22 protein-coding genes are annotated in these 22474 nt (G+C 65.4%); 13 read left to right on the top strand and 9 right to left on the bottom strand.

Annotation, left to right across the window (positions count from 1 at the left end):
• Nucleotides 1–831 carry a squalene synthase HpnC gene (gene hpnC / locus ACEU5R_RS09080; protein ID WP_392409906.1) on the bottom strand — a complete coding sequence of 277 codons (831 nt, stop codon included), beginning with the start codon at nt 829–831 and terminating at the stop codon, nt 1–3.
• Between the two features lie 336 nt (nt 832–1167).
• Here hpnC and alr point away from each other — a divergent pair, with 336 nt between their 5' ends.
• Together alr and ACEU5R_RS09070 are read left to right on the top strand one after the other, a co-directional pair.
• The gene (gene alr / locus ACEU5R_RS09075; RefSeq protein WP_103275194.1) at nt 1168–2295 is read left to right on the top strand and encodes an alanine racemase; all 1128 of its coding nucleotides are present in this window, start codon (nt 1168–1170) and stop codon (nt 2293–2295) included.
• Nucleotides 2296–2525: 230 nt separating this feature from the next.
• Nucleotides 2526–3245: an SDR family oxidoreductase gene (locus tag ACEU5R_RS09070; protein ID WP_103275193.1), complete on the top strand. Its 720-nt coding sequence runs from the start codon at nt 2526–2528 to the stop codon at nt 3243–3245.
• A 75-nt stretch (nt 3246–3320) separates the two neighbouring features.
• Here the strand turns inward: ACEU5R_RS09070 and hpaI are convergent, their stop codons facing one another.
• From hpaI to ACEU5R_RS09050, 4 genes are read right to left on the bottom strand one after another with little or no spacing between them, the layout of a single operon-like run.
• On the bottom strand, nt 3321–4121 hold the full coding sequence (gene hpaI, locus ACEU5R_RS09065; RefSeq protein ID WP_392409904.1) for a 4-hydroxy-2-oxoheptanedioate aldolase: 801 nt from the start codon (nt 4119–4121) through the stop codon (nt 3321–3323).
• An 11-nt stretch (nt 4122–4132) separates the two neighbouring features.
• Complete coding sequence (gene hpaH, locus ACEU5R_RS09060) at nt 4133–4936, bottom strand: 2-oxo-hept-4-ene-1,7-dioate hydratase (RefSeq protein ID WP_392409903.1); 804 nt, start codon at nt 4934–4936, stop codon at nt 4133–4135.
• Nucleotides 4937–4961: 25 nt separating this feature from the next.
• On the bottom strand, nt 4962–5711 hold the full coding sequence (locus tag ACEU5R_RS09055; protein WP_103275190.1) for a fumarylacetoacetate hydrolase family protein: 750 nt from the start codon (nt 5709–5711) through the stop codon (nt 4962–4964).
• A 23-nt stretch (nt 5712–5734) separates the two neighbouring features.
• Nucleotides 5735–6769 carry a fumarylacetoacetate hydrolase family protein gene (locus tag ACEU5R_RS09050; RefSeq protein WP_103275189.1) on the bottom strand — a complete coding sequence of 345 codons (1035 nt, stop codon included), beginning with the start codon at nt 6767–6769 and terminating at the stop codon, nt 5735–5737.
• Nucleotides 6770–7009: 240 nt separating this feature from the next.
• Between ACEU5R_RS09050 and hpaE the strand changes: the two genes are divergently transcribed.
• Both hpaE and hpaD read left to right on the top strand, forming a co-directional pair.
• Nucleotides 7010–8476: a 5-carboxymethyl-2-hydroxymuconate semialdehyde dehydrogenase gene (gene hpaE / locus ACEU5R_RS09045; protein ID WP_392409902.1), complete on the top strand. Its 1467-nt coding sequence runs from the start codon at nt 7010–7012 to the stop codon at nt 8474–8476.
• 51 nt (nt 8477–8527) lie between these two features.
• Nucleotides 8528–9379, top strand: coding sequence for a 3,4-dihydroxyphenylacetate 2,3-dioxygenase (gene hpaD / locus ACEU5R_RS09040; protein WP_392409900.1), 852 nt, complete (start codon nt 8528–8530; stop codon nt 9377–9379).
• Between the two features lie 30 nt (nt 9380–9409).
• Here hpaD and hpaR read toward each other — a convergent pair whose 3' ends face one another.
• The 3 genes from hpaR to ACEU5R_RS09025 all read right to left on the bottom strand — a co-directional run bounded on the left by hpaR (nt 9410) and on the right by ACEU5R_RS09025 (nt 10953).
• On the bottom strand, nt 9410–9850 hold the full coding sequence (hpaR, locus tag ACEU5R_RS09035; RefSeq protein WP_103275186.1) for a homoprotocatechuate degradation operon regulator HpaR: 441 nt from the start codon (nt 9848–9850) through the stop codon (nt 9410–9412).
• Nucleotides 9851–9990: 140 nt separating this feature from the next.
• Nucleotides 9991–10620: a hypothetical protein gene (locus tag ACEU5R_RS09030; RefSeq protein ID WP_103275185.1), complete on the bottom strand. Its 630-nt coding sequence runs from the start codon at nt 10618–10620 to the stop codon at nt 9991–9993.
• Between the two features lie 87 nt (nt 10621–10707).
• Nucleotides 10708–10953 (bottom strand): hypothetical protein, encoded by a 246-nt coding sequence (locus tag ACEU5R_RS09025; protein ID WP_158658451.1) that lies wholly within the window; start codon nt 10951–10953, stop codon nt 10708–10710.
• A gap of 102 nt (nt 10954–11055) precedes the next feature.
• On the opposite strand from ACEU5R_RS09025, the gene radA reads away from it, so the two are divergent.
• From radA to ACEU5R_RS09010, 3 genes are all read left to right on the top strand, one after another.
• Nucleotides 11056–12417 (top strand): DNA repair protein RadA, encoded by a 1362-nt coding sequence (gene radA, locus ACEU5R_RS09020; protein WP_392409898.1) that lies wholly within the window; start codon nt 11056–11058, stop codon nt 12415–12417.
• A gap of 9 nt (nt 12418–12426) precedes the next feature.
• Entirely contained in the window at nt 12427–13254 is an 828-nt protein-coding gene (locus ACEU5R_RS09015; RefSeq protein WP_392409897.1) for a sulfite exporter TauE/SafE family protein, read from the top strand.
• A 165-nt stretch (nt 13255–13419) separates the two neighbouring features.
• A complete protein-coding gene (locus ACEU5R_RS09010) occupies nt 13420–13686 on the top strand; it encodes a hypothetical protein (RefSeq protein ID WP_103275182.1) in 267 nt (88 codons plus the stop codon).
• Nucleotides 13687–13995: 309 nt separating this feature from the next.
• Here the strand turns inward: ACEU5R_RS09010 and ACEU5R_RS09005 are convergent, their stop codons facing one another.
• Complete coding sequence (locus tag ACEU5R_RS09005; protein ID WP_392409896.1) at nt 13996–14952, bottom strand: 2-hydroxyacid dehydrogenase; 957 nt, start codon at nt 14950–14952, stop codon at nt 13996–13998.
• 376 nt (nt 14953–15328) lie between these two features.
• Between ACEU5R_RS09005 and ACEU5R_RS09000 the strand changes: the two genes are divergently transcribed.
• From ACEU5R_RS09000 to ACEU5R_RS08975, 6 genes are all read left to right on the top strand, one after another.
• The gene (locus ACEU5R_RS09000) at nt 15329–16102 is read left to right on the top strand and encodes a GntR family transcriptional regulator (protein WP_392409894.1); all 774 of its coding nucleotides are present in this window, start codon (nt 15329–15331) and stop codon (nt 16100–16102) included.
• Nucleotides 16103–16693: 591 nt separating this feature from the next.
• Nucleotides 16694–18163 carry a pyruvate carboxylase subunit B gene (locus tag ACEU5R_RS08995; protein ID WP_392409893.1) on the top strand — a complete coding sequence of 490 codons (1470 nt, stop codon included), beginning with the start codon at nt 16694–16696 and terminating at the stop codon, nt 18161–18163.
• Between the two features lie 31 nt (nt 18164–18194).
• Entirely contained in the window at nt 18195–18728 is a 534-nt protein-coding gene (gene accB, locus ACEU5R_RS08990) for an acetyl-CoA carboxylase biotin carboxyl carrier protein (RefSeq protein WP_392409892.1), read from the top strand.
• Nucleotides 18729–18741: 13 nt separating this feature from the next.
• Nucleotides 18742–20121 carry an acetyl-CoA carboxylase biotin carboxylase subunit gene (gene accC, locus ACEU5R_RS08985; protein WP_103275178.1) on the top strand — a complete coding sequence of 460 codons (1380 nt, stop codon included), beginning with the start codon at nt 18742–18744 and terminating at the stop codon, nt 20119–20121.
• A 218-nt stretch (nt 20122–20339) separates the two neighbouring features.
• A complete protein-coding gene (locus tag ACEU5R_RS08980) occupies nt 20340–20711 on the top strand; it encodes a DUF485 domain-containing protein (RefSeq protein ID WP_392409891.1) in 372 nt (123 codons plus the stop codon).
• Nucleotides 20708–22381, top strand: coding sequence for a cation/acetate symporter (locus ACEU5R_RS08975; RefSeq protein WP_103275176.1), 1674 nt, complete (start codon nt 20708–20710; stop codon nt 22379–22381). Before ACEU5R_RS08980 ends, ACEU5R_RS08975 begins: the two co-directional genes overlap by 4 nt.
• The last annotated feature ends 93 nt before the right edge of the window (nt 22382–22474 follow it).

The following is a 22474-nucleotide window of genomic DNA, read 5'->3' as shown; positions in this document are numbered from 1 at the left end:
TTACTTGATGGAGCGCCACAGCATGATGGCCCAGTCCTTGGCGCCCAGTTCGGGGCGGTTCATGAATACATCGTAGCCGCCGGCCTCGATGCGTTCGAGCACGCGCAGCCCGCCCTGCACCACCATGCGCAGCTCCAGGCCGATGCGGCCCGGCAGCCGGCGCGCCAGCGGAGCGCCGAAGTGTAGCAGCGCGCGCGTGCGCTCCACCTGGAAGGCCATCAGTTCGCGCCAGGCGGGCGTCAGCCGGGCGGCGGCCAGGTCTTCCTCGGAGACGCCATGCCGGTGCAGGTCTTCCTGGGGCAGGTAGACGCGGTGCTTGTGCCAGTCGAGGCGCACGTCCTGCCAGAAATTGACCAGTTGCAGGCCGGTGCAGATGGCGTCGGATTGTTCCAGGTTCTGCGGGCTGGCGGCGTGGAACAGATGCAGCATCAGCCGGCCGACCGGATTGGCCGAGCGCGTGCAGTAGTCCAGCAGCGAGGCGTAATCCTGGTAGCGCGTGACGGCGATGTCCTGTTCGAAGGCCGACAGCAGGTCGTAGAACGGCGTGATCGGCAGCTGGTGGCGCGCGATGGTGGCCGCCAGCGGCCCGAAGATCCGCGCCAGCGCCGGATCGCCGGGGGCGGGCGTGGCGCCCGGCTCGGCGCCGATGCGGTGCAGCTCGGCGCGAAAGGCCGCCAGCTGCTGTTGCCGTTCGGCGTCGCTGGCAGGTCCTTCGTCGGCGATATCGTCCGCGGCGCGGGCGAACCGGTAGATATCGGTCACGGCGCCGCGCAGCCTGCGCGGCAGCAGCAGCGAGGCGACGGGGAAGTTCTCGTAGTGATCGATGGGCATGGTCCTGTGTTGCGGTCTGGCGGCGCCGGCCCGTCGGGGGCCGTGCCGGGGTTGTGTCCAGCCAAATATATGCCGGACCTCATGTCCTGGCCCTCATTGTAGTAATCCCTTGCGCATTCGCCGGTGGGGACGATCGGCTACATCTCGCCAAGGTGCGCCGGCATGTGCATGGGCGCTGACGGAAGGGGGCGCAAGGGGCCGGTCTTCGCCAGCCGCCGGCCCGATCGGGGCTGCCGCGGATCCGGCTCCGCCGGTCCGCGCGCAGCGCCCCCTGGGGGGAAGCGCCGCAGGCGCCTCGGGGGGGATATACTCCCCTCTGCTCAGGATTTCGCCATCATGCCGCGTCCCATATCCGCCACCATTTCCGTTTCCGCGCTTACCCACAACCTGGCCACGGTGCGCCGCCACCTGGATCAGACGGCCGCGGCGGCCCAGGGCCTGCCGCCGTCCATCTGGGCCGTCATCAAGGCCAATGCCTACGGCCACGGCATCGAACAGGCGGTGGCGGGGTTCTCCTCGGCGCAGGGGCTGGCGATGCTGGACCTGGACGAGGCGGTGCGCTGCCGCGAGGCCGGCTGGGGCGGTCCGATCCTGCTGCTGGAGGGTTTCTTCGAACCCGCCGACCTGGACATCGTCGACCGCTATCACCTGAGCACCAGCGTGCATCACCGCGAGCAGCTCGACATGCTGGCGCGGGCGCGCCTGTCGCGCAAGGTGGACATCATGCTCAAGCTGAACAGCGGCATGAACCGGCTGGGTTTCAGCCCGGCGGCCTATCCGGCGGCCTTCGAGCGCGCCCAGCTTCTGCAGCAGCAGGGCGTGCTGGGCTCGGTCGGCAAGATGACCCATTTCGCCTGCGCCGATGGTCCGCAGGGCGTCAACGAGCAACTGGGCCTGTTCAATTCGGTGACGCACAGATTCCCGGGCGCGGTCAGCGTCTGCAATTCCGCCGCCACGCTGCGCTTCGCGGAAATCGCCGTCGGTTCCGAGACGCAGGCGCACTGGGTGCGGCCGGGCGTCTGCCTGTACGGCGCCTCGCCCTTCGCCGACGCGGACGCGGCCTCCTTCGGCCTGCGGCCTGCCCAGTCGCTGCGTTCCGAGATCATCGCGGTGCAGGAACTCAAGGCCGGCGATTCGGTCGGCTACGGCGCCATTTTCCGCGCCGAGCGCGCCATGCGCATCGGCGTCGTGGCCTGCGGCTACGCCGACGGCTATCCCCGGCACGCCTCCACCGGCACGCCCGTCATGGTGGCAGGCGTGCGCACCCAGCTGGTTGGGCGGGTGTCCATGGACATGCTGATGGTCGATCTGGACCCGGTGCCCGCCGCCGGCGTGGGCTCGCCGGTCTCGCTCTGGGGCGAGGACGGCCCGTCGGTGGACGAGGTGGCGCAGGCCGCCGGCACCATCGGCTACGAGTTGCTGTGCGCGGTGGCGCCGCGCGTGCCGGTCATCCGCGAACCCTGAAGCGGCCACGGCCCGGAGTCGGTCCGTTTTTCGTTCCGCGCGCGCTGGCGCGAGGCGCCCCGTGGCGGGCGCGGGCTCCGCTTTGGCGCGGGGTGTACGCCGGGCAAGAATTGCTACGCAATTTACAAGACAGCCGGCCCCGGATGGTGTCTACTTGAATTTGTAAATTGAAAACCGGGCGCTCATGCGCCCGTTTTCACCCCAGAAAACAGACTGCGAGGTTTCGATCCATGAAGGACAAATGCGTGCTCATCACGGGAGCCACCAAGGGCATAGGCTGGGCGCTGACCCAGCGGCTGTCCGATCTGGGCTGCCACGTGGTCGGTATCGCGCGCAACACCACCGACGTGGATTTCCCCGGCTACCTGTATGCCTGTGATCTGTCCGACGCCGGCCGCACCGAGGAAGTGCTGCGCGAGATCCGCGACAAATTCCCCGTGGACGCGGTGGTCAACAACGTTGGCCTGGTGACGCCGCAGCCGTTGGGCGAGATCGACCTGGCCTCGCTGTACAGCGTGCTGGACCTGAACGTGCGCGTCGCGGTGCAGGTGACACAGGCCTTCGTCGAATCGATGAAGGTGCGCCGCGCGGGCCGTATCGTCAACGTGTGCAGCCGCGCCATCCACGGCGGCCTGGAGCGCACCGCCTATTCGGCGGCCAAGAGCGCGCTGGTCGGCTGTACCCGCACCTGGGCGCTGGAACTGGCCGAGTACGGCATCACCGTCAACGCGGTGGCGCCGGGCCCGATCGAGACCGAGATGTTCCGCGCCACTCGTCCCGCCGGCAGCGACGCCGAGAAGCGCGCATTGGCCTCCGTGCCGATGAAGCGCCTGGGCGCGCCGGCCGAAGTGGCGGCCGCCATCGCCTTCCTGCTGTCCGACGACGCCGGCTTCATCACCGGCCAGGTGCTGGGCGTGGATGGGGGCGGCAGCCTGGGCGGACGCACCTGAGCCCGTGTCGGCCCTGGCATGAAAAACGCGCACCGTGGGTGCGCGTTTTTCATGGGCGGTCCGCAGACGATGGCGCTAGTACGGTCCCTTGGCGGGCGCTGGCGCCGCGACGTTCTTGAACTCGCCGGCCAGCCGTTCGGCGGCGCGCGCCAGCAGCACCGCGTCCACGCCCACCGCCACGAAGCTGGCGCCCAGCGACAGGTAGTGCCTGGCCCGCTCGACATTGCTGTGCAGGATGCCGGCGGCCTTGCCGCTCTGCACGATGCGGCGGATGGCCTCGTCGATGGCCTGCGTGACCTCGGGATGGTCGGGCTGGCCCAGGTAGCCCATGTTGGCGGACAGGTCGGCGGGGCCGATGAAGGCGCCATCCACGCCGTCCACCGCCAGGATGTCATCCAGCGCGTCGACGGCGCGCGGGGTTTCGATCTGCACCAGCACGCACATTTGATCGTTGGCGCGCGTCAGGTAGTCGGGGATGCGGTTCCAGCGCGAGGAGCGGGCCAGCGCGCTGCCCACGCCGCGGATGCCGGCGGGCGGATAGCGCACCGCGGCGACGGCGGCGGCGGCTTCCTCGGCCGACTGCACCATGGGCACCAGCAGCGTCTGCGCGCCGGTGTCCAGGATCTGCTTGATCTGCACGGGGTCGTTCCAGGCCGGGCGCACCACCGGCGCGACCGGATAGGCGGCCACCGACTGCAGTTGCGCCAGCGTGGTCTGCAGCGTGTTGGGGGCGTGCTCGCCGTCGATCAGCAGCCAGTCGAAGCCGGCGCCGGCGCAGATCTCGGACGTATAGGCGCTTGCCAGGCCGGCCCACAGGCCGATCTGGGGCTTGCCGGCGCGCAGCGCCTGCTTGAAGGGATTGGTCAGGATGTCCATGTACGACGGGCTCAGATGAATTGGCAGTTGACGGAGCCGAGCACGCCGTAGTCGACGTTGAAGGTGTCGCCGGCGCGGGCCGCGACCGGCCGGGTGAAGGAACCCGACAGGATGATCTCGCCCGCTTCCAGCGCCACGTCATGGGCGGCCAGCTTGTTCGCCAGCCATACTACGCCATTGGCCGGATGATTCAAGACGCCGGCGGCCACGCCGGTCTCCTCGATGACGGCGTTGCGCGACAGGATGGCGCCGATCCAGCGCAGGTCCAGCTCGCCGATTTTCACTGGTCGCCCGCCCAGCACCACGCCGGCGTTGGCGGCATTGTCGGCGATGGTGTCGAAGACCTTGCGCGGCCGCTTGCTGTCGGGATCGATGCCGTGCGAGCGCGCGTCGATGATCTCCAGCGCAGGGATCACGTAGTCCACCGCGTCGTAGACCTGGAACAGCGTGACGTTCGGGCCTTGCAGGCGCCTGCCCAGCACGAAGGCCAGCTCGACCTCCAGGCGCGGCAGGATGAAGCGGCCGGCGGGAATCTCGGCGCCGTCCTGGAAGAACATGTCGTCCAGCAGCATGCCGAAATCGGGTTCGTCGATCTGCGAGGCCTGCTGCATGGCGCGCGAGGTCAGGCCGATCTTGTGGCCGCGCTTGACGCGCCCCTCGGCCAGCTTGATTTCCATCCAGGCCTTCTGGATGGCGTAGGCGTCGGGGATGCCGATGTCGGGATGGTCGAGCGAGATCTGGCGGATCTGCGTCCGGGTGCGTTCGGCTTCGTGCAGGCGCGCCGCGAGGGCGCGCACGGTGGCGGTGTCCAGCATGGAGAGGTTCCAGGAGTGGGGGATGTCAGGCGGGCAGGGGGACCAGGGTGTTGACCAGTCTTCCCACCCCTTCGATTTCGGTCACGACCTCGTCGCCGGGCTTCACGTTGACGATGCCGTCGGGCGTGCCGGTCAGGATCAGGTCGCCGGGCGAGAGCGTCATGAAGCTGCTGAAGTACTCGATCAGCGCGGGCACGTCGAACACCATGTCGCGCGTGTTGCCGAGCTGGGTGCGCACGCCGTTGACGTGGGTGGACAGCGTCAGGTTCATGGGGTCCGGGATGTCGTCGCGGTCCACCAGCCAGGGGCCCAGCGGCGTGCAGGTGTCGCGACTCTTGACGCGCAGGTTGGGGCGGTACCAGTTCTCCAGGTAGTCGCGCAGTGCGTAGTCGTTGGCCACGGTGTAGCCGGCCACATGGTCGTAGGCCTGATCTCGGCGCACATTGCGGGCGGTCTTGCCGATAACCACGGCCAGCTCGCACTCGTAATGCATGAACGCCACGTCGGCTGGACGGAAAGTGCGGGCGCGGTGGCCGACGAAGGTGTTGGCGGCCTTCAGGAAGCCCAGCGGTTCGGCAGGGGCCTTGAAGGCCAGTTCCTTGGCATGGTCGGCGTAGTTGATGGCCAGGGTGAAGGTGGTGCGCGGCTCGATGGGCGGCAGCCACTGGACCTGGTCCTCGGCCAGGACGCGGCCGTCCGGCAGGCGCACCAGGCCGGGGCCGGCTTCGGTGGCGGCGTGGACGATTCCGTCCAGGACGATGCGGGCGTGTTTCATGGCGGGTCCGATAGGGGAAGGATTCAGGCCGCCTGCAGGCGGTTGGCCAGCGAGCCGACGCCGGCGATGCGGATCTCGTAGCGCTGGCCGGCCCGCAGGCGCGGCGCGCCGGCGGGTACGCCCGCGAGCAGGATGTCGCCCGGCTCGAAGCTCATGAAGGCGGTCACATCGGCGATCAGCCGCGCCACCGGGCGGACCAGGTCGGCGGTGGTGGCGCGCTGCGCGGTCTGGCCGTCAACCAGCACCTCGATGTCCAGCGCGTCGGGATTGGCGACCGATGCGGCGGGCGTCAGGTCCCGGCCGATGGGGCAGAAGCCGTCGCGGCACTGCTGCTTGAGCGCGGGCCGGAAGTAGCTGGCGTGCGGCTCGGACAGGTCGGCCACCACCCGGTAGCCCGCCACGTAGTCGAGCGCCTGTGCCGCGCTGACGCGCGTGGCCGTCCGGCCGAACACGATGCCCAGGCAGGCGCCCACCTGCACCTCGGCCACGTCGGCCGGCACCAGGATGGCGTCGCCGTCCTGCGCGTGGGTGTTGGCGGGTTTGATATACAGCACGGGGGCTTGCGGCGGCCGCTGGTAGGGCGGGGCGTGCGCGGCTTCGCCCAGCGCCTCCAGCTGCTGCCGGTAGTTGAGCGCCGCGCCGACCACGGTGCGCGGCGGCCGCAGCGCGGCCTCGGCGCGCGCCTTCAGGTAGTCGCGGTAGTTGTTGAGCTTGTAGTTCAGCACCGGATCCGCTTCCTCGATCTGCAGCGACAGGCCTAGCGGCCGCGCCGCCATCTGCGCCGCCATGGCGTCGGTCAGCGCCCGGAACACGCGTTCCCCCAGCGCGGACTTCTGCGCGTCGCTGCGGCCGTGGCCGATGCGCAGCAGCACGTGGACGAAGGCATTGTCGGGATGGCCGTCGACGATCAGGCAGTCGTCGATCCTGACGGCGCGGGTGCGCGCGCCGGCCAGCGGAAACAGCGACCCGTCGCCGATGGCGGCATCCTGCACGGTGCGCATCAGCGCGCGCGTGTCCAGGTCCAGGTTGCCTGAATACTCGATCCAGATATGCGGCATGGCGGTTGCGGGAACGGGGTTCCCCTCCGTGCTAAGTAGTTATCATGTTAATTAATGATAGTGAAAAAGCCCGCCAGCGGCAATGCGCCCGCGTCACGAACGGCCTTGGGGATTTCCCGCTGCGGGCCGCTGGCTGTTGACAGGCCTGGGTCTTCGAGAATAATGTTAACTAGTTAACTAATAGGATATGTCCGACCGCGTGGCGCCACCCGCGCGCCGGTCCGCAGCCAGGAGTCGAGCGTGAGCATCAAGCATTGGATCAACGGCAGGCAGGTCGACAGCAAGGATCGATTTGTTACCTATAACCCGGCCACGGGCGAGGCCATCGCCGAGGTCGCCGCCGGCGGCCAGGCCGAGATCGACGCGGCCGTGGCGGCCGCCGCCGAGGCCTTTCCCAAGTGGGCCAACACGCCCGCCAAGGAGCGCGCCCGCCTGATGCGCCGGCTGGGCGAGCTGATCGATCAGAACGTGCCCATGCTGGCCGAGCTGGAAACGCGCGACACCGGCCTGCCGATCTCGCAGACGCGCAAGCAGCTGATTCCGCGCGCCTCGGAGAACTTCAATTTCTTCGCCGAAGTCTGCACCCGCATGAACGGCCACACCTATCCGGTCGACGACCAGATGCTGAACTACACGCTGTACCAGCCGGTGGGCGTGTGCGCGTTGGTCTCGCCGTGGAACGTGCCCTTCATGACCGCCACCTGGAAGACGGCGCCGTGCCTGGCGCTGGGCAACACGGCGGTGCTGAAGATGTCGGAGCTGTCGCCGCTGACCGCCGACCAGCTCGGCATGCTGGCGTTGGAGGCAGGCATTCCGCCCGGCGTGCTGAATGTGGTGCAGGGCTATGGCGCCGATGCGGGCGATGCGCTGGTGCGTCACCCGGGCGTGCGCGCCATCTCGTTCACCGGCGGCACCGTCACCGGCAAGAAGATCCTGGCCAGCGCCGGCGGCGTCAAGAAATACTCGATGGAGCTGGGCGGCAAGTCGCCGGTGCTGGTGTTCGACGACGCCGACGTCGAGCGCGCGCTGGACGCGGCGCTGTTCACCATCTTCTCGCTCAACGGCGAGCGCTGCACCGCGGGCTCGCGCATCTTCGTGCAGGAAACCATTTACGACGATTTCGTGCGCCGCTTCGCCGAGCGCGCGAACCGGCTGGTGGTGGGCGACCCGACCGACGAGCATACCCATGTCGGTTCGATGATCACGCGCCAGCATTGGGAAAAGGTCACTGGCTACATCCGTCTGGCCGAGGAAGAGGGCGCCCGCGTGCTGGCGGGCGGTCCGGAACTGCCCGCCGGCCTGCCGGCGCGGCTGGCTGGCGGCAATTTCGTGCGTCCCACGGTGCTGGCCGACGTGGACAACCGCATGCGCTGCGCCCAGGAAGAGATCTTCGGCCCGGTCGCCTGCCTGCTGCCCTTCAAGGACGAGGTCGACGGCCTGATGCTGGCCAACGATGTGAAGTACGGACTGGCGTCCTACATCTGGACCCGCGATATCGGCCGCGCGCATCGGCTGGCGCGCGGCATCGAGGCCGGCATGGTGTTCATCAACAGCCAGAACGTGCGCGACCTGCGCCAGCCTTTCGGCGGCACCAAGGAATCGGGCACGGGCAGGGAAGGCGGCGAATACAGCTACGAGGTATTCGCCGAGGTCAAGAACGTCTGCGTTTCCATGGGCAGCCATCACATCCCGCGCTGGGGCGTGTAGGCCGTCCTTCATATCCCCACAACACAAGACCAGAACCAGGAGACAAACACCATGGGCAAGCTCGCGCTGGCGGCCAAGGTGACGCATGTGCCGTCGATGTATCTGTCGGAAATGCCCGGCAAGCATCAGGGTTGCCGAGAGGCGGCGATCCAGGGGCATCGGGAGATCGGCCGGCGTTGCCGCGAACTCGATGTGGACACGATGGTGGTGCTGGACGTGCACTGGCTGGTCAACGCCGGCTATCACATCAATTGCAACGATCGCTTCGAGGGCTGCTACACCAGCAACGAGCTGCCGCATTTCATCAAGGACATGCGCTACGCCTACCGTGGCGATCCCGAACTGGGCCGCCACATCGCCGAATGCGCCAACGCGGCGGGCGTGGGTACGCGCGCGCACGAAATCGGCAGCCTGGAACTGGAATACGGCACGTTGGTGCCGATGCGCTACATGAACGGCGACGACCGTTTCAAGGTGGTGTCGGTGGCTGCCTGGTGCGCCTGGCACACGCTGGAGGACAGCCGACGCTTCGGCGCCGCGCTGCGCCAGGCGATCGAGCAGAGCGACAGCCGTGTGGCGGTGCTGGCCAGCGGCTCGCTGTCGCATCGCTTCAACGACAACGGCAGCGGCGAAGCCACCATGCACGAGATCAGCCGGGAGTTCTTCCGGCAGGTGGACTTGCGCGTGGTGGATCTGTGGCGCCAGGGCGACTGGAAGACCTTTTGCGCCATGCTGCCGGAATACGCGGACCTGTGCGTGGGCGAGGGCGGCATGCACGATACCGCCATGCTGTTGGGCCTGCTGGGCTGGGATGCCTACGACCAGCCGGCGGAGATCGTCACCGAGTACTTCGCCAGCTCCGGCACGGGCCAGCTGAACGCGGTCTTTCCGGTGCCGGCCTGAGCGCGCGGCGCGGACCGGCGCCCGCCGGCCTTACTCCGCGTCGCGGCGGACCTGCTCGACCATGGCGTCCACATCGCGGTAGAGCCGGTCCAGCAGTTCCTTGCCGATGCGGGCTTCGAGTTCTTCGTACTTGGCGTCGACCTGCGGTCGCATGCGGTCGATCAGCTTGTTGCTCTTGGACGTCAGCGAGATTTCCTGGCGGCGCTGGTCCTGGCTGGAACGCGCGCGCTTGATCAGGCCTTGCTCTTCCATGCCGGCCAGCATGCGGGTCAGGCTGGGGCTGAGGATCTGGCAGCTGCGCGCGATCTGATTGGGCTCCATCGAGCCGACTTCGCTCAGCGTGCGCAGGACCCGCCATTGCTGTTCGGTGACGCCGGCCGCATGCAGCAAGGGCCGGAAATGTGCCATCAGGGTTTCGCGCGCGTACAGCAGCAGATGGGGGAGATTGCGGTGGTGGAAGCTCGGACTCATGGCGGCTATGTTAGCAAGAAGCCGCCGGTTCTTACCCGCAATTTCTCGCCGGACCCGCATGAAACAGGGGTCCGGCGTAAGGAGGATGACAGGTATGGTCAGGCGGCCTTGCGCCGCCCGTGCCTGGACCGGGACGACGGTCAGGCGGGATGCTGCTGGGCCAGTTCCTGCAGGTCGTCCGGCACGGTCAGGTCGGGAACGGCCTGGCGCAGTTCCTGCAGCGCGTGCGCGGCATCTTCCTGTTGATCGTCCTGCATCAGGCTGCGGATATGAGCCAGCCGCGACTCGATCTCTTCGTCGCTCAGGGCCGCCTGCGCCTGGGCGGGTTCCTGCGCGGCCGCCTCGGGCTGGGCGGCGCCAGGCGCTGACGCTTCGGCCGCGGGGGCGGCCTGTTGTGGCGGCAATGCGGACTCCGGCGCGGGCAGCGCGGCGCGCTGCACGGCCGGCGCTTCCTGGGGCTGAGCGACGGCGGACTCGGCGGCGGCGGGGCGATCTTTATCCGTCCCTGATTCGCTGGGCGCCATCAGTTGCGCGATCGGATTGCTGTCCGGCGCGTCGGCGTTCTCGCGCATGTTGGTCCAGGTGAACAGGCCGGCGACCAGGAAGGCGCAGGCGGCGGCGGCCCAGCCTGGGTGCCAGCTATGTCCGGGATGCCAGCTGCGTCGTACCGCCGCGTCCAGTTCCGGACTGCCGGATCTGGTCTTACGGTACAGGGCGCGCAGGTCCAGCTCGTCGTCTTCGTCGAATGGGGGGCGATACGTAGTGCTCATGCGCGTACTCCTCGCGGATGCGCCCGGTGGCAAGGCGCATGCACGTTTGACCTTCGCGTTCGCCGCGCCGGTGGTCCGGCGGTCTCGTCAGGCTTGGGTCGTGTTCCGGTTTAGTGCGGCGTCCTGGAAAGCCGCCCAGCGATCACGCGGCGATTTCGCCATTGCGCCCGGACCAGGACCGGGCGCCGGCACCGCCTTAAAGGCCGGCGGATTGTCGTTGCGTGTGATCGCCTGATTATGCGCGATTTGCAAAAATCCGGCAGTTAATTTCTTGTATCTGGCCCCCAGTTTCTCGAATTCTTGTGGTTTTCGAAAGTCTGTTGAAAGATCCATGCACCAAGCCGGAGCATCCGTGCTGGTTGGTGACGCGAAATCGTCCACATGCCGTGGCCGCGAGCGCCAAGCAGGGGAAGGGATATCGGTAAACTCTGGGGGATGGCAAAGAATCGAACCGTCTACGTTTGCGCCGAATGCGGCGGCACAACCCCGAAGTGGCAGGGCAAATGCCCGCACTGCAATGCCTGGAACACGCTGGAGGAAACCGTGGAGTCGTCCGCCCCGTCGGCGGCGGCCCACCGGTATGCGCCGCTGGCCAGCAGCAGTCCGGTGCGCAGCCTGTCCGAGATCGAGGCCCGCGAGACGCCGCGCCAGCCTACTGGCCTCGATGAATTCGACCGTGTGCTGGGCGGCGGCCTGGTAGCCGGCGCCGTGGTGCTGATCGGCGGCGACCCCGGCATCGGCAAGTCCACGCTGCTGCTGCAGGCGCTGGCGTCCCTGTCCGAGACCACCTCGGTGCTGTACGTTACCGGCGAGGAATCGGCCGAGCAGGTCGCGCTGCGCGCCCGCCGGCTGGGCCTGGCCACCGGCAACGTCAACCTGTTGGCCGAGATCCGGCTGGAGGCGATCCAGGCCGCCGTGTCCGAGCAGAAGCCGACGGTGGCCGTGATCGACTCGATCCAGACGCTGTACAGCGGCGAGCTGACCGCCGCGCCCGGTTCGGTGTCGCAGGTGCGCGAATGCGCCGCGCAGCTGACGCGGCTGGCCAAGCAGACCGGCATCGCCATCGTCATGATCGGCCACGTCACCAAGGACGGCGCGCTGGCCGGGCCGCGCGTGCTGGAGCACATCGTCGACACGGTGCTGTACTTCGAGGGCGACACGCATTCCTCGTACCGGCTGGTGCGCGCGTTCAAGAACCGCTTCGGCGCGGTCAACGAGCTGGGCGTGTTCGCCATGACCGACCGTGGCCTGCGCGGCGTGGCCAATCCGTCCGCGCTGTTCCTGTCGCAGCACGAGCAGCAGGTCGCCGGCTCCTGCGTGATGGCCACGCAGGAAGGCACGCGGCCGCTGCTGGTCGAGATCCAGGCGCTGGTGGATAGCTCGCACGCGCCCAATCCGCGGCGCCTGACCGTGGGCCTGGAAGGCAACCGCCTGGCCATGCTGCTGGCGGTGCTGCACCGGCACGCGGGCGTGTCCACCTTCGACCAGGACGTGTTCGTCAACGCCGTCGGCGGCGTGCGCATCACCGAGCCGGCGGCCGACCTTCCGGTGCTGCTCGCCATCATGTCGTCGCTGCGCGACCGGCCGCTGCCGCGCGGACTGATCGCGTTCGGCGAAGTCGGCCTGGCCGGCGAAATCCGGCCCGCGCCGCGCGGACAAGAGCGTTTGCGCGAGGCCGCCAAACTGGGCTTCAGCGTGGCGCTGATCCCCAAGGCCAACGCGCCGCGCCAGCCCATCGAGGGCCTGGAGATCTGGGCGGTCGACCGGCTCGACGCCGCGCTGGACAAGTTGCGCTGAGGATCGCTTGTGAATCTGTTCGTCATCGTGCTGTGCCTGGCCGCGGGCGGCCTCATCGGTTTCATGGGCGGCGTGCTGGGCATCGGCGGCGGGCTGATCGCGATTCCGGCGCTGGTGCTGCTGATGGACATGCCGCAGCAGCTGGCGCAGGGCACGGCGCTGATCATGGTGCTGCCCACCATCATGATGGCCGTGCGCAAGTACAACCAGCAGGTGCGGATCGACAAGCGCGTGGCCGCGGCCGGCGCGGCGGGCGCGGTCGTGTTCACCTGGTTCGGCGCGCGGTTGGCGCTGGGCATCGACTCAAGCAGCCTGCGCCTGAGCTTCGCGGTGTTCCTGTTCTTCATCGCGCTGTTCTATGTATGGCAGACCTGGCGCGCCTCGCGGCCGACGGCGGCGCGCGATGCCGGCAAGGGCGTGCACAAGGATCGGAACAAGAACGCAAGCAAGCAGGCTTCGCCGCAGACCGCCGCGCCTGTCTTCACGCCGCGCCGCGCCAGCGCGCTGGGCATGCTGTGCGGCACGCTCGGTGGATTCTTCGGCGTCGGCGGCGCGGTGCTGGCCGTGCCCATCATCACCTCGGTGTTCCGCCTGCCGCAGACCACCGCGCAGGCGCTGGCCCTGAGCATGGTGATACCCGGCTCCACCATCGCGCTCATCACGTACACCTGGGCCGGGCAGGCCAACTGGATGGTGGGCGCGCCGCTGGCCGTGGGCAGCCTCGCCTTCGTGCCGGTGGGCGTGCGCCTGGCCTATCGTCTGCCTGAACGCCGGCTGAGAGCCTGCTTCGCGCTCATGCTGTTCGCCACGGTTGCGCTGCTGGCATTCGAAGCATGATTGTCACGATCTCATGACCAAGCGTTAGCGCGGGAAAATTTCTGGTTCCGCGCAGAACCTTCGCGCCGGTCTGCATTCCAACGAAGTACGGGGCTTGCGGTGAACACCTCGCCGCACCTTGCTGGAAGAAGGCCCTGGGCCTTTGATCATTCAGGAGTACATGACATGACGACCCACTCCCGTATTGCCGCGTTCCTTTCCACCTCGGCGCTGTGCCTGGGTCTCGCGGCGGCGCCGGCGGCCTTCGCCGCGGACGCGACCGCCAAGCCGGGCGAAACCAAGAGTCAGATGGAACACACGGGCAAACACCACAAGGCCGATAAGACCTCGGCCAAGCCGGCAGCCGCCAAGCCCGCCGCCGCCAAGTCCGACAAGATGGACAAGACCGACAAGGCCGGCGCGATGACGCCGGCGACCACGCCGGCCAAGTAAGCCGGCGCGGGCCACACCCGCAGTTCCTTTGCAAAAGAGATTCCGACGCGGCGCCGTCGCCGCCCGGAAACTCAAAAGCCTCCCGGTATGGGCGCCGGGAGGCTTTTTTCATTCCGGTGTCCCGGCACAACCGCTACGCATCAACTTCGCTTGCAAGAACCAGGTGCCCCCAAGCGGGGCCGCGCGGAGCCGGCTTCGCCGGGCCGCAGCGGCGCCCCTTGAGGGGAAAGCGCGTAGCGCTTTGGGGTGGGCTCACCCTCCGGTCCGCTGCTGCGCCCCTGGGGGGAGCGCGCAGCGCTCGGGGGGGACCTACTCCACCGGCGTCACCACGCGGCCCGTCTCGAAGAACGCGCGCAGATTCTCCAGCATCAGGTCTTCCATGTCCTGGCGCGTTTCCAGCGTGGCGCTGCCGATATGCGGCAGCAGCACGGCCTGGTCGCTGCCCAGCAGCGCCTGCGGCACCTTGGGCTCGTGCTCGAACACGTCCAGGGCGGCCCAGCCGAGCTTGCCCGCTTCCAGCGCGGCGACCAGCGCGGTTTCGTCGATGACCGGGCCGCGCGCGATGTTCACGACGATGCCCTTGGGCCCCAGCGCTTCCAGCACTTCCTGGTTCACCAGATGGCGCGTGCCCGCGCCGCCCACCGTGGCCACGATCAGGAAATCGGCCCAGCGCGCCAGTTCGACCAGCGAGGCTTCGTAGCCGTATGCCACGTCGTCGCGCTTCCTGCGGTTGTGATAGCGCACCTGCATGTCGAAGCCCGCGCCGCGCTTGGCGATGGCGTCGCCGATGCGGCCCAGGCCGACGATGCCCAGCTTCTTGCCGCTGACGCGCATGCCCAGCGGAATGCTGCCGTGAATCTGGCCCCACTGCCCGCTGCGCACGAAGCGTTCGCCCTGGCCCATGCGGCGCGCCGCCGCGATCAACAGGCCCCAGGCCAGGTCCGCCACGCAGTCGGTCAGCACGTCGGGCGTATTGCTGACCTGCACGCCGCGCGCCTGCGCCGCCGCCACGTCGATGGTTTCATAGCCCACGCCCCAGCTGCAGATGGCCTTCAGGTCCGGCAGGGCGTTGATCAGCTCGGCATTGGCGCCGAAGTTGGCCGAGGTGACGATGGCCGTGATGCCCTTGCCGTGTTCGGCCAGGGCGGCCTTGCGGTCGGGGAATTTCCAGAGTTCGACGACGTCGTAGCGGTCGGCCAAGGTCTGGTTGGCGGAGGGGGAACCGGCCAGCGAACCGACCTGGATGATGCGAGGCTTGGTGGTCATGTTGTCGTACAAGTGGGTGGCGAAAGGTCCATGCTACTTGATTCGGGCGCAGTGGCCGGGGGCGGCCTCAGGAGGCTGCTGGCTCCTTGTCCATCTTGGACTGTCGCGCGTCCCATGGCGTGGCGCCCGCGCTGTGTCCGGCCTTGCGAACGACGGGCGCGGCGTCGATGCTTTTCATCGGTTGTTCGGCCCTGCGGGCTATTGAATGCGCCGGGCCCATCGGTCTGGGTTATTGTTCGGGGGGAGGGGAGTCCAGCCATATGGATTCCCGGATATTCAGAATATTTTTGATCTTGGTTTTCCAAAATGAATGCGGCTCCGCAGGGGCGGACAGGCCAATCGGCCTGGTCTGAGTGAGTCGCGTCGCAAGCCGGATATGAAAGATGCGTTGTCTAATATGAAATCCAATAATTTCTTCGAGTTGTATCAGGTTCAGGTATCAGACAACCCCGTAAAGCACGAGTATCTCAAAGAAGTTTTCATCGCCGCGATCGAGGACGGTTACTGGCGCGATGGGGAGAAGTTCCCCACCGAGCAGGAGATGGCGGCGCTGGTTCCGTTCAGTCTCGGAACGATTCAAAAGGCCGTCGGCTCGTTGGTCAGCAGCGGGTACGTCCAGAGAAAAAGAGGGGCTGGGACGTTCATTATTCCCAGAGAGAAGCGCTTGGGGGAGCCATGGATTTATCGAGTGCTCTCGGTTGACGGGACCCGATTCGTTCCCATGACGAGCACGGTGTTGCGGCGGATTCAGGTCGAGTCCGATGCGCTGTGGGCGCATTGGTTGCGTGGTGATGCCAACGATTGCGAGATCGTTCGCCTTGATAGAAAGATCGTCGCCGAAGACTATGCATTCATCAGTCAGTACTTTGCGGACGTAAACAGATTTCCGTATTTCATGGAGGCCGACCTGGACAGCATGAAAGGAGAGAATTTCGTGCAATTGACCAAGAAAATATATAAGGTTTCGGCATCCAATGTCATCAAGTCGGTTCGCACCGTGGCGCTTCCAAAGAGCATCGTCGGCGAGCTCGATATGTCTGGAAAGGTCTATGGCACCCATGTGGAAATAATGGGGAGCACCTCCGCCGGGCAGCCGGTTTTCTACCAGCAGCTGTTCTTGCCCGCGGGCGGGCTGCGTCTGTGCATCTGAATTCCAGCGCCGACGTTTTCTGAGGGGGGCGGCCACCCGGACGGCTGCCCTGGCGCCGGGTCGGATGCGCTGAGGGGGTATTGGCTCGATATCCGCCCAAGGCGATGCCCGCGCTGTCTTCGAGCGCACGGCCCTCGACTCCGGCCTCCGGGTCTCTCCGCGCGAATGCGCCGCGCACCATGCTCTGTTTGATGCCTTCCATTATTAGAAAAAGCATCAACAGCAGCCGATCAGTCCATCGCGATATCCCATCTGACGCTCACCATGGTGGCCACCGCGCGCGGCGCCAACTGATCCATGCATCCCGCGGCCTTGCGCGGAATCGTCCCATGGGGCGGCTGTCCGCCATCGCTGGCCGCGCGGTGGGTCGACCTCCCATGCCATGAGGTTCCGGCTCTGACGTCCGTCAAGTTGGAGGTTCCTTGATACACCATAGTATTGGATTCTTGCTATGACTGTCCGGATGGCCCGCTTCTCTATGGATCTCCTATTTTTTCGAAAGATCTGCCGAAAGAATCAGGGAAAACACTGATCTGAAGTCTGACTTTTCCTCTATTACTATATAGTAAATGAACATTAGAGGAGACATCCATGGACGTGCAACGCAAGAAGATCGGCATCGTTGACACCACGCTGCGCGATGCCCATCAGTGCCTTTGGGCGACACGCATGAAGACGGCGCACATGCTGCCCGTGGCGGAAGCCATGGACAAGGCAGGCTTTGCGCAGATAGACCTGGTCGCGCCGATTCAATTCGACGTCAGCGTCCGCTACCTGAAGGAGGACCCCTGGGAGCGGGTGAGGTTGATGCGCAGCAAGGTGCAGAACACGCCGTTGCGCTTTCTTGTCCGAAGCAAGAACCTGATGACGTTCGACACCTTGCCCGACGACATTCTGGAGTTGTGGGTCGAGCGGGCCGTGGCGAATGGCTTTCGCATCGTCGGCGCCTTCGACGGCCTGAATGACGTTGAGAACATTCTGGCGTCCACGCGCGTTGCCAAGCGCTTGGGGGTCACGACGTTCGGCGCCTTGTCGTACTCGCTCAGCCCTGTCCATACGGACGAGTTGTACGTCAAGACCGCGCGCGAACTGGTACAGAGCAAGGCCATCGACGGGATCATGCTCAAGGATGCCGCTGGCCTGCTGACGATCGATCGGATCCGGACGCTTGTCCCCGCGATCAAGCGGGTGATCGGCGACATGCCGCTGGAGATTCACAGCCACTGTCTGACCGGACTCGCGCCGCTGATGTACCTGGAGGCGGTGAAGTGCGGCGCGGATATCCTGCATACGTCCATCGCGCCGCTGGCGAACGGCGCGGCTCAACCCGCCACGCAAAGCGTCGCCCGAAACCTCAGGCTGATGGGTTACGACGTGCCGATCGACGACCTGACGGTCGATCATGTGGGCGAGCATTTCAGGCGTATCGCCGAGGCGGAGGGAAAGCCTGTAGGCGAGGTGCTGGAGTATGACGCGTTTCATTACCAGCACCAGATGCCGGGCGGCATGCTGAGCAATTTCAAATCGCAATTGGCCGAGGCTGGTCTTTCCGACCGGTTCGATCAGCTGCTCGAGGAAGTGGCCAGGGTGCGCGAGGAGTTGGGCTACCCGATCATGATCACGCCCTTTGCGCAATTGGTCGGGACCCAGGCGGTACTCAACGTGGTTCACGGCGAGCGATATCGCGTCGTGCCGAATGAGATCAAGAAATATGCGTTGGGATACTACGGGAAGCTCCTGGCGCCTGTCGCCCCCGACGTGCTCGATCGCATCGTCGAGAATGGCTCGAAGCAGATCGCATTGAAGCCGGTCGCACCCGAGCCCGCGGTCGCCGCGCTTCGCAAGAAATATCCGTCGGCGTCGGACGATGAGCGACTGCTGCGATACATGTTCGCGGGTTCTCAGGTCGACGACATGCTGCGCGAGAAAGGGTCGACCACGTATGAGTATCAGCACGAGCATTCCATCGTCGCCTTGCTCAAGCATCTCTCGCAGCGTCCCAAGATCGGTCGCGTGCATATTTCGCACGGCGATTTCCAATTGAACATCGTGGGATCCTGAAATACCCAAATCCACTCCAGGAGAAAATTGAATGACCGACAAGACACTCACCTACCAGGACGTCAGGGAAATCATCAAGCTCGTCGAGGAAGCCGACAAGTTCGGCGAGTTTCGATTGCGCTACAACGACATCGAGATTTCGCTGAGCAAGCATGCGCCGCTTTCCGATGTCGCAACCCAGGCGCAGCGTTCAGCCCCCGCTCCCGAGCTTGCCGTTGCGCGCGCGGAACCAGCGCCGCAAGCGGCGATCAGTGCTCCCGCGGCAGCATCGAACGTGGCGGCGGCAAGCGCCGCCAATGCCCGCAAGGAATGGCCCGCCCATTTCGTGACGGTCCGCGCGCCCATGGTCGGAACGTTCTACTGCGCGCCGGAACCGGGCGCGAAACCCTTTGTCGGCGTCGGAGACACGATTGCCGCGCACGAAACGGTGTGCATCATTGAAGTCATGAAGTTGATGAACGCACTTTCCGCGGAGTCCGGTGGCGTTGTCCGGGACATCCTGGTCTCTGATGGGGACACGGTGGAATACGGACAGCCTCTCATCGTGATCGAGCCTGCCAACTGAGAGGGGTGTGTAGATGGGGTCGAAGATCAAGCGGCTGCTGGTTGCGAACCGTGGCGAAATCGCCGTTCGCATTCTGCGCGCATGTCGCGAGTTGGGCATTGAAACGGTTCAGGTCTTCTCCGAGGCCGACAGGGATTCGCTCGCCGTTCGCATGGCGGACCGTTCGGTGTGCATTGGCGGTCCCAAGCCGCAAGAGAGTTACCTGGACGCACGGCGGATACTCGCGGCGGCGTCGGCGCTGGGCGTGGACGCGATTCATCCGGGTTATGGATTTCTCTCGGAGAACGCCGATTTCGCCGATCTCGTCGAAGCGGAGGGCTTCATTTTCGTGGGGCCGACCGGCGCTTCGATACGAGCGATGGGAGACAAGGCCACGGCGAGGAAGCTGGCCGAAGAGGCCGGCGTGCCGACCACTCCCGGTTCCAAAGGCGTGGTGGCCTCGGCCGCGGAAGCGGCAGCGATTGCCGAGCGCATCGGCTATCCCGTGCTGTTGAAGGCGTCGGCGGGCGGCGGCGGGCGAGGAATGCGGGTTGTCAACGATCCGTCGATGATCGAGAAGGCGTTTCTCGAAGCCTCGCGCGAAGCCACCATTGCGTTCGGCAATGGCGCCATGTATCTGGAAAAATTCCTGACCGATATCCGGCACATCGAGATCCAGGTGCTGGGCGATGGGCACAATATCCTGCATCTGGGCGAGCGGGACTGTTCCTCTCAACGTCGGAATCAGAAGCTTGTCGAGGAGAGTCCGTCGCCGGTATTGAGCGCGTCGCTGCGCGCGCAGATCGGCGAGGCGGCGGTCCGCCTGTGCAAGCACGTGAACTATCGAAGCGCCGGCACGATCGAGTGCATTCTCGATCCCGCATCGCAGCGCTTCTACTTCATGGAAATGAACACGCGGATCCAGGTCGAGCATCCTGTCACCGAAATGGTCTGCGGCATTGACTTGGTCAAGGCGCAGATCCGCATTGCGTCGGGGGAGCGCATCGAGCTGCTTCAGGCTGACGTCCGGCTGCACGGTCACGCGATCGAGTGCCGCATCAATGCCGAAGACCCGGAACAGGATTTCCAGCCCAAGCCCGGCAAGGTGCAGCGGTATTCCCCGCCTGGCGGCATCGGCGTGCGCATGGATAGCCATATTTTCTCCGGCTATGTCGTGCCGCCCTTCTATGACTCGCTCCTGGGCAAAGTAATTTGCTGGGGGGAGTCGCGGGCCGAAGCGATCGCGCGGATGCAGCGTGCGCTTCAGGAGCTTGAAATCGACGGCGTGCAAACGACCCGTGAATTCCATCTTCAGCTGATCGGCAGTCCTGACTTCGCGCAGGCCAAGATCCATACCCGGTATATCCAGGATACCTATCTGAAGCAACTGGCCGAAGCGCGAAAAGCCAGTTAGCGCGCAAAGCGATGCCGCAGGAATGCGGCATCGCTTCCCGAATCAATGGTTCATGCGCCAGCCGCGATGCGGAAAGGAGGCCGTCGGAGGTGCGGCCGAAGTGCGATTTCCATGGGGCGCCGGAAGTCGAGCATTCATATACAAAAAATAAATTCCAGTGCAGGCAATGACGGACGCCGCGAGCGCCCGCGATTGTCTGAAATCCAAAGGAGACAGTTTTGTCTGATAGCCATTCCGTGCCTATTCAGGTAAACAAGGCCGCCGCGGAAGTCTCGCTGCAAATTGAGAAGATATATGCCAACAAGAATTTCTCGAAACTGGTTTCCGGCAGGAATCGTCTTGTTTGCTCGCTGTTGTCCATTATTTTCATTGGGTATTTCGGATTTCTGGGCGTGGTCTGCCTCATGCCGGGATTCGCTGCCAAGCCGTTTTTTGCCGGCAGCGGGCTGACGGTGGGCATTGCCGCCGAGTTGGCCTTGTTCCTGCTGTTCCTGATCATCTCCACGATTTATGTGTCGTTTGCGAACGGCAAGTTCGACCCGATGCTCCGCCACCTCGTGGAGAAGGCTGGTGATGGGAGGGCGCAATGAGCCGCGCCGGAAAGTTCTCGGTTCTTTTCATGGGGATGGCGTTGGCGTCTCCCTTGGCCTGGGCGGATGTCGCGATCGGGGAAACGTCGCGCCAGCCCGTCAACCTGCACGCCATCGCGCTGTTCTTTTGCTTTGTGCTGTTCACGCTGGGAATCACCGTATGGGCGGCGAAGCGGAGCCGTTCCGCTTCGGATTTCTACAGCGCGGGTGGCGGCATAAGCAGCATGCAGAATGGGCTGGCCCTGGCGGGAGACTATATGTCCGCCTCGACGCTGCTGGGGATCACCGCGATCATCTACACGGATGGCATCGACGGCTATATCTATCTGATCGCGTTCTTTACCGGTTGGCCGGTGCTGCTGCTTCTGATGACCGATCGGTTGAGGAACCTGGGTAAATTCACCTTCGCGGATGTCACGTCGTACCGCCTGGCGCAGCGTCCGATCCGCGCCATGTCGGCGCTGGGCTCCCTGGTCGTGGTCTGCTTCTATCTGATCGCCCAGATGGTTGGCGCGGGTCAGTTGATCAAGCTCCTGTTCGGGCTTGAATACAACTGGGCGCTGATCATTGTCGGCTTTCTGATGATGGCATACGTCATTTTCGGGGGGATGGTGGCCACCACGTGGGTGCAGATCACCAAGGCGTTTCTGTTGTTGATCGGTGGCACGATCGTGGCCTTGCTCGCGTTCTCGAAATTCGACTTCGATTTCGAGACGCTGGTTTCCAAGGCCATGGAGATTCACCGGAGCGGGGCAGCGTTGCTGATGCCGGGCAAGCTTCTGGGAGATCCCGTCGCCGCGATTTCGTTGAGCCTTGGTCTCATCTTCGGCACGGCGGGGATGCCTCATATCCTGATGCGATTCTTCACGGTTAAGGATGCAAAGGAAGCTAGGAAATCCGTGCTGTACGCCAGTGGCTTCATCGGATATTTCTTCAATGTGCTGCTGATTCTGGGGCTGGCGTCCATTGTCATTGTCAGCCAGGACTTGAGGTTCTTCGAGGCTGGCGACATCAATGGCAAGTTGCTGGGCGGCGGAAACATGGTGGCGATGCACCTTGCACATGCCGTGGGCGGTGACTTGATGTTCGGTTTCCTCGCGGCGATCACGTTTGCCACCATTCTGGCCGTCGTGTCGGGTCTGGCGCTTGCCGGGGCATCGGCGATCGCGCGCGACTTCTATGTTCACGTCATCTGTCGAGGCGTGGCGGACGAAGCCAAGGAACTGCGGCTCACGAAGTTCGCGACGCTGGCACTGGGTGTCGTGGCCATCCTGCTGGGCATCGTCTTCCAGAAAGTGAATGTCGCTTTCATGGTGGCCATCGCATTCGGCGTGGCGGCTTCGGCCAATTTTCCCGTCCTCTTCCTGTCGATGTTCTGGCGAGGCCTCACAACAAGGGGAGCGCTGGCTGGCGGATACACCGGTCTGGTGTCCGCCGTCGCCCTGGTCTGCGCCTCGAAATCCGTGTGGGTCAACGTTCTGGGCTACGCGGACGCGCTCTTTCCGTATGAACAGCCGGCGCTGTTCTCGATGCCCCTGGCATTCGCTGTCGCCATCGTCGTTTCGTTGTTGGATCGTAGCGAAGCGGCGGCATCGGAGCGCGCACGATTCTTCGATCTGTATGTGCGCAGCCAGACCGGGGTGGGCGTGAGCGCTCCCGCTTCGCACTAGCGCGGGCAGTCGATCGCCTTCGCCGACGTTGGCCAGAGCCGGCGGCAGCGAAGGCGATCGTTTCGACAGAAGCCGCGGTGTTTCGATCGCGTG

The sequence above is a fragment of the Achromobacter sp. 413638 genome (assembly GCF_043119405.1).
Classification (GTDB): domain Bacteria; phylum Pseudomonadota; class Gammaproteobacteria; order Burkholderiales; family Burkholderiaceae_B; genus Achromobacter.
The sequence above is the reverse complement of the archived record's forward strand: the minus strand, read 5'-3'. Positions and strand labels throughout refer to the sequence as shown.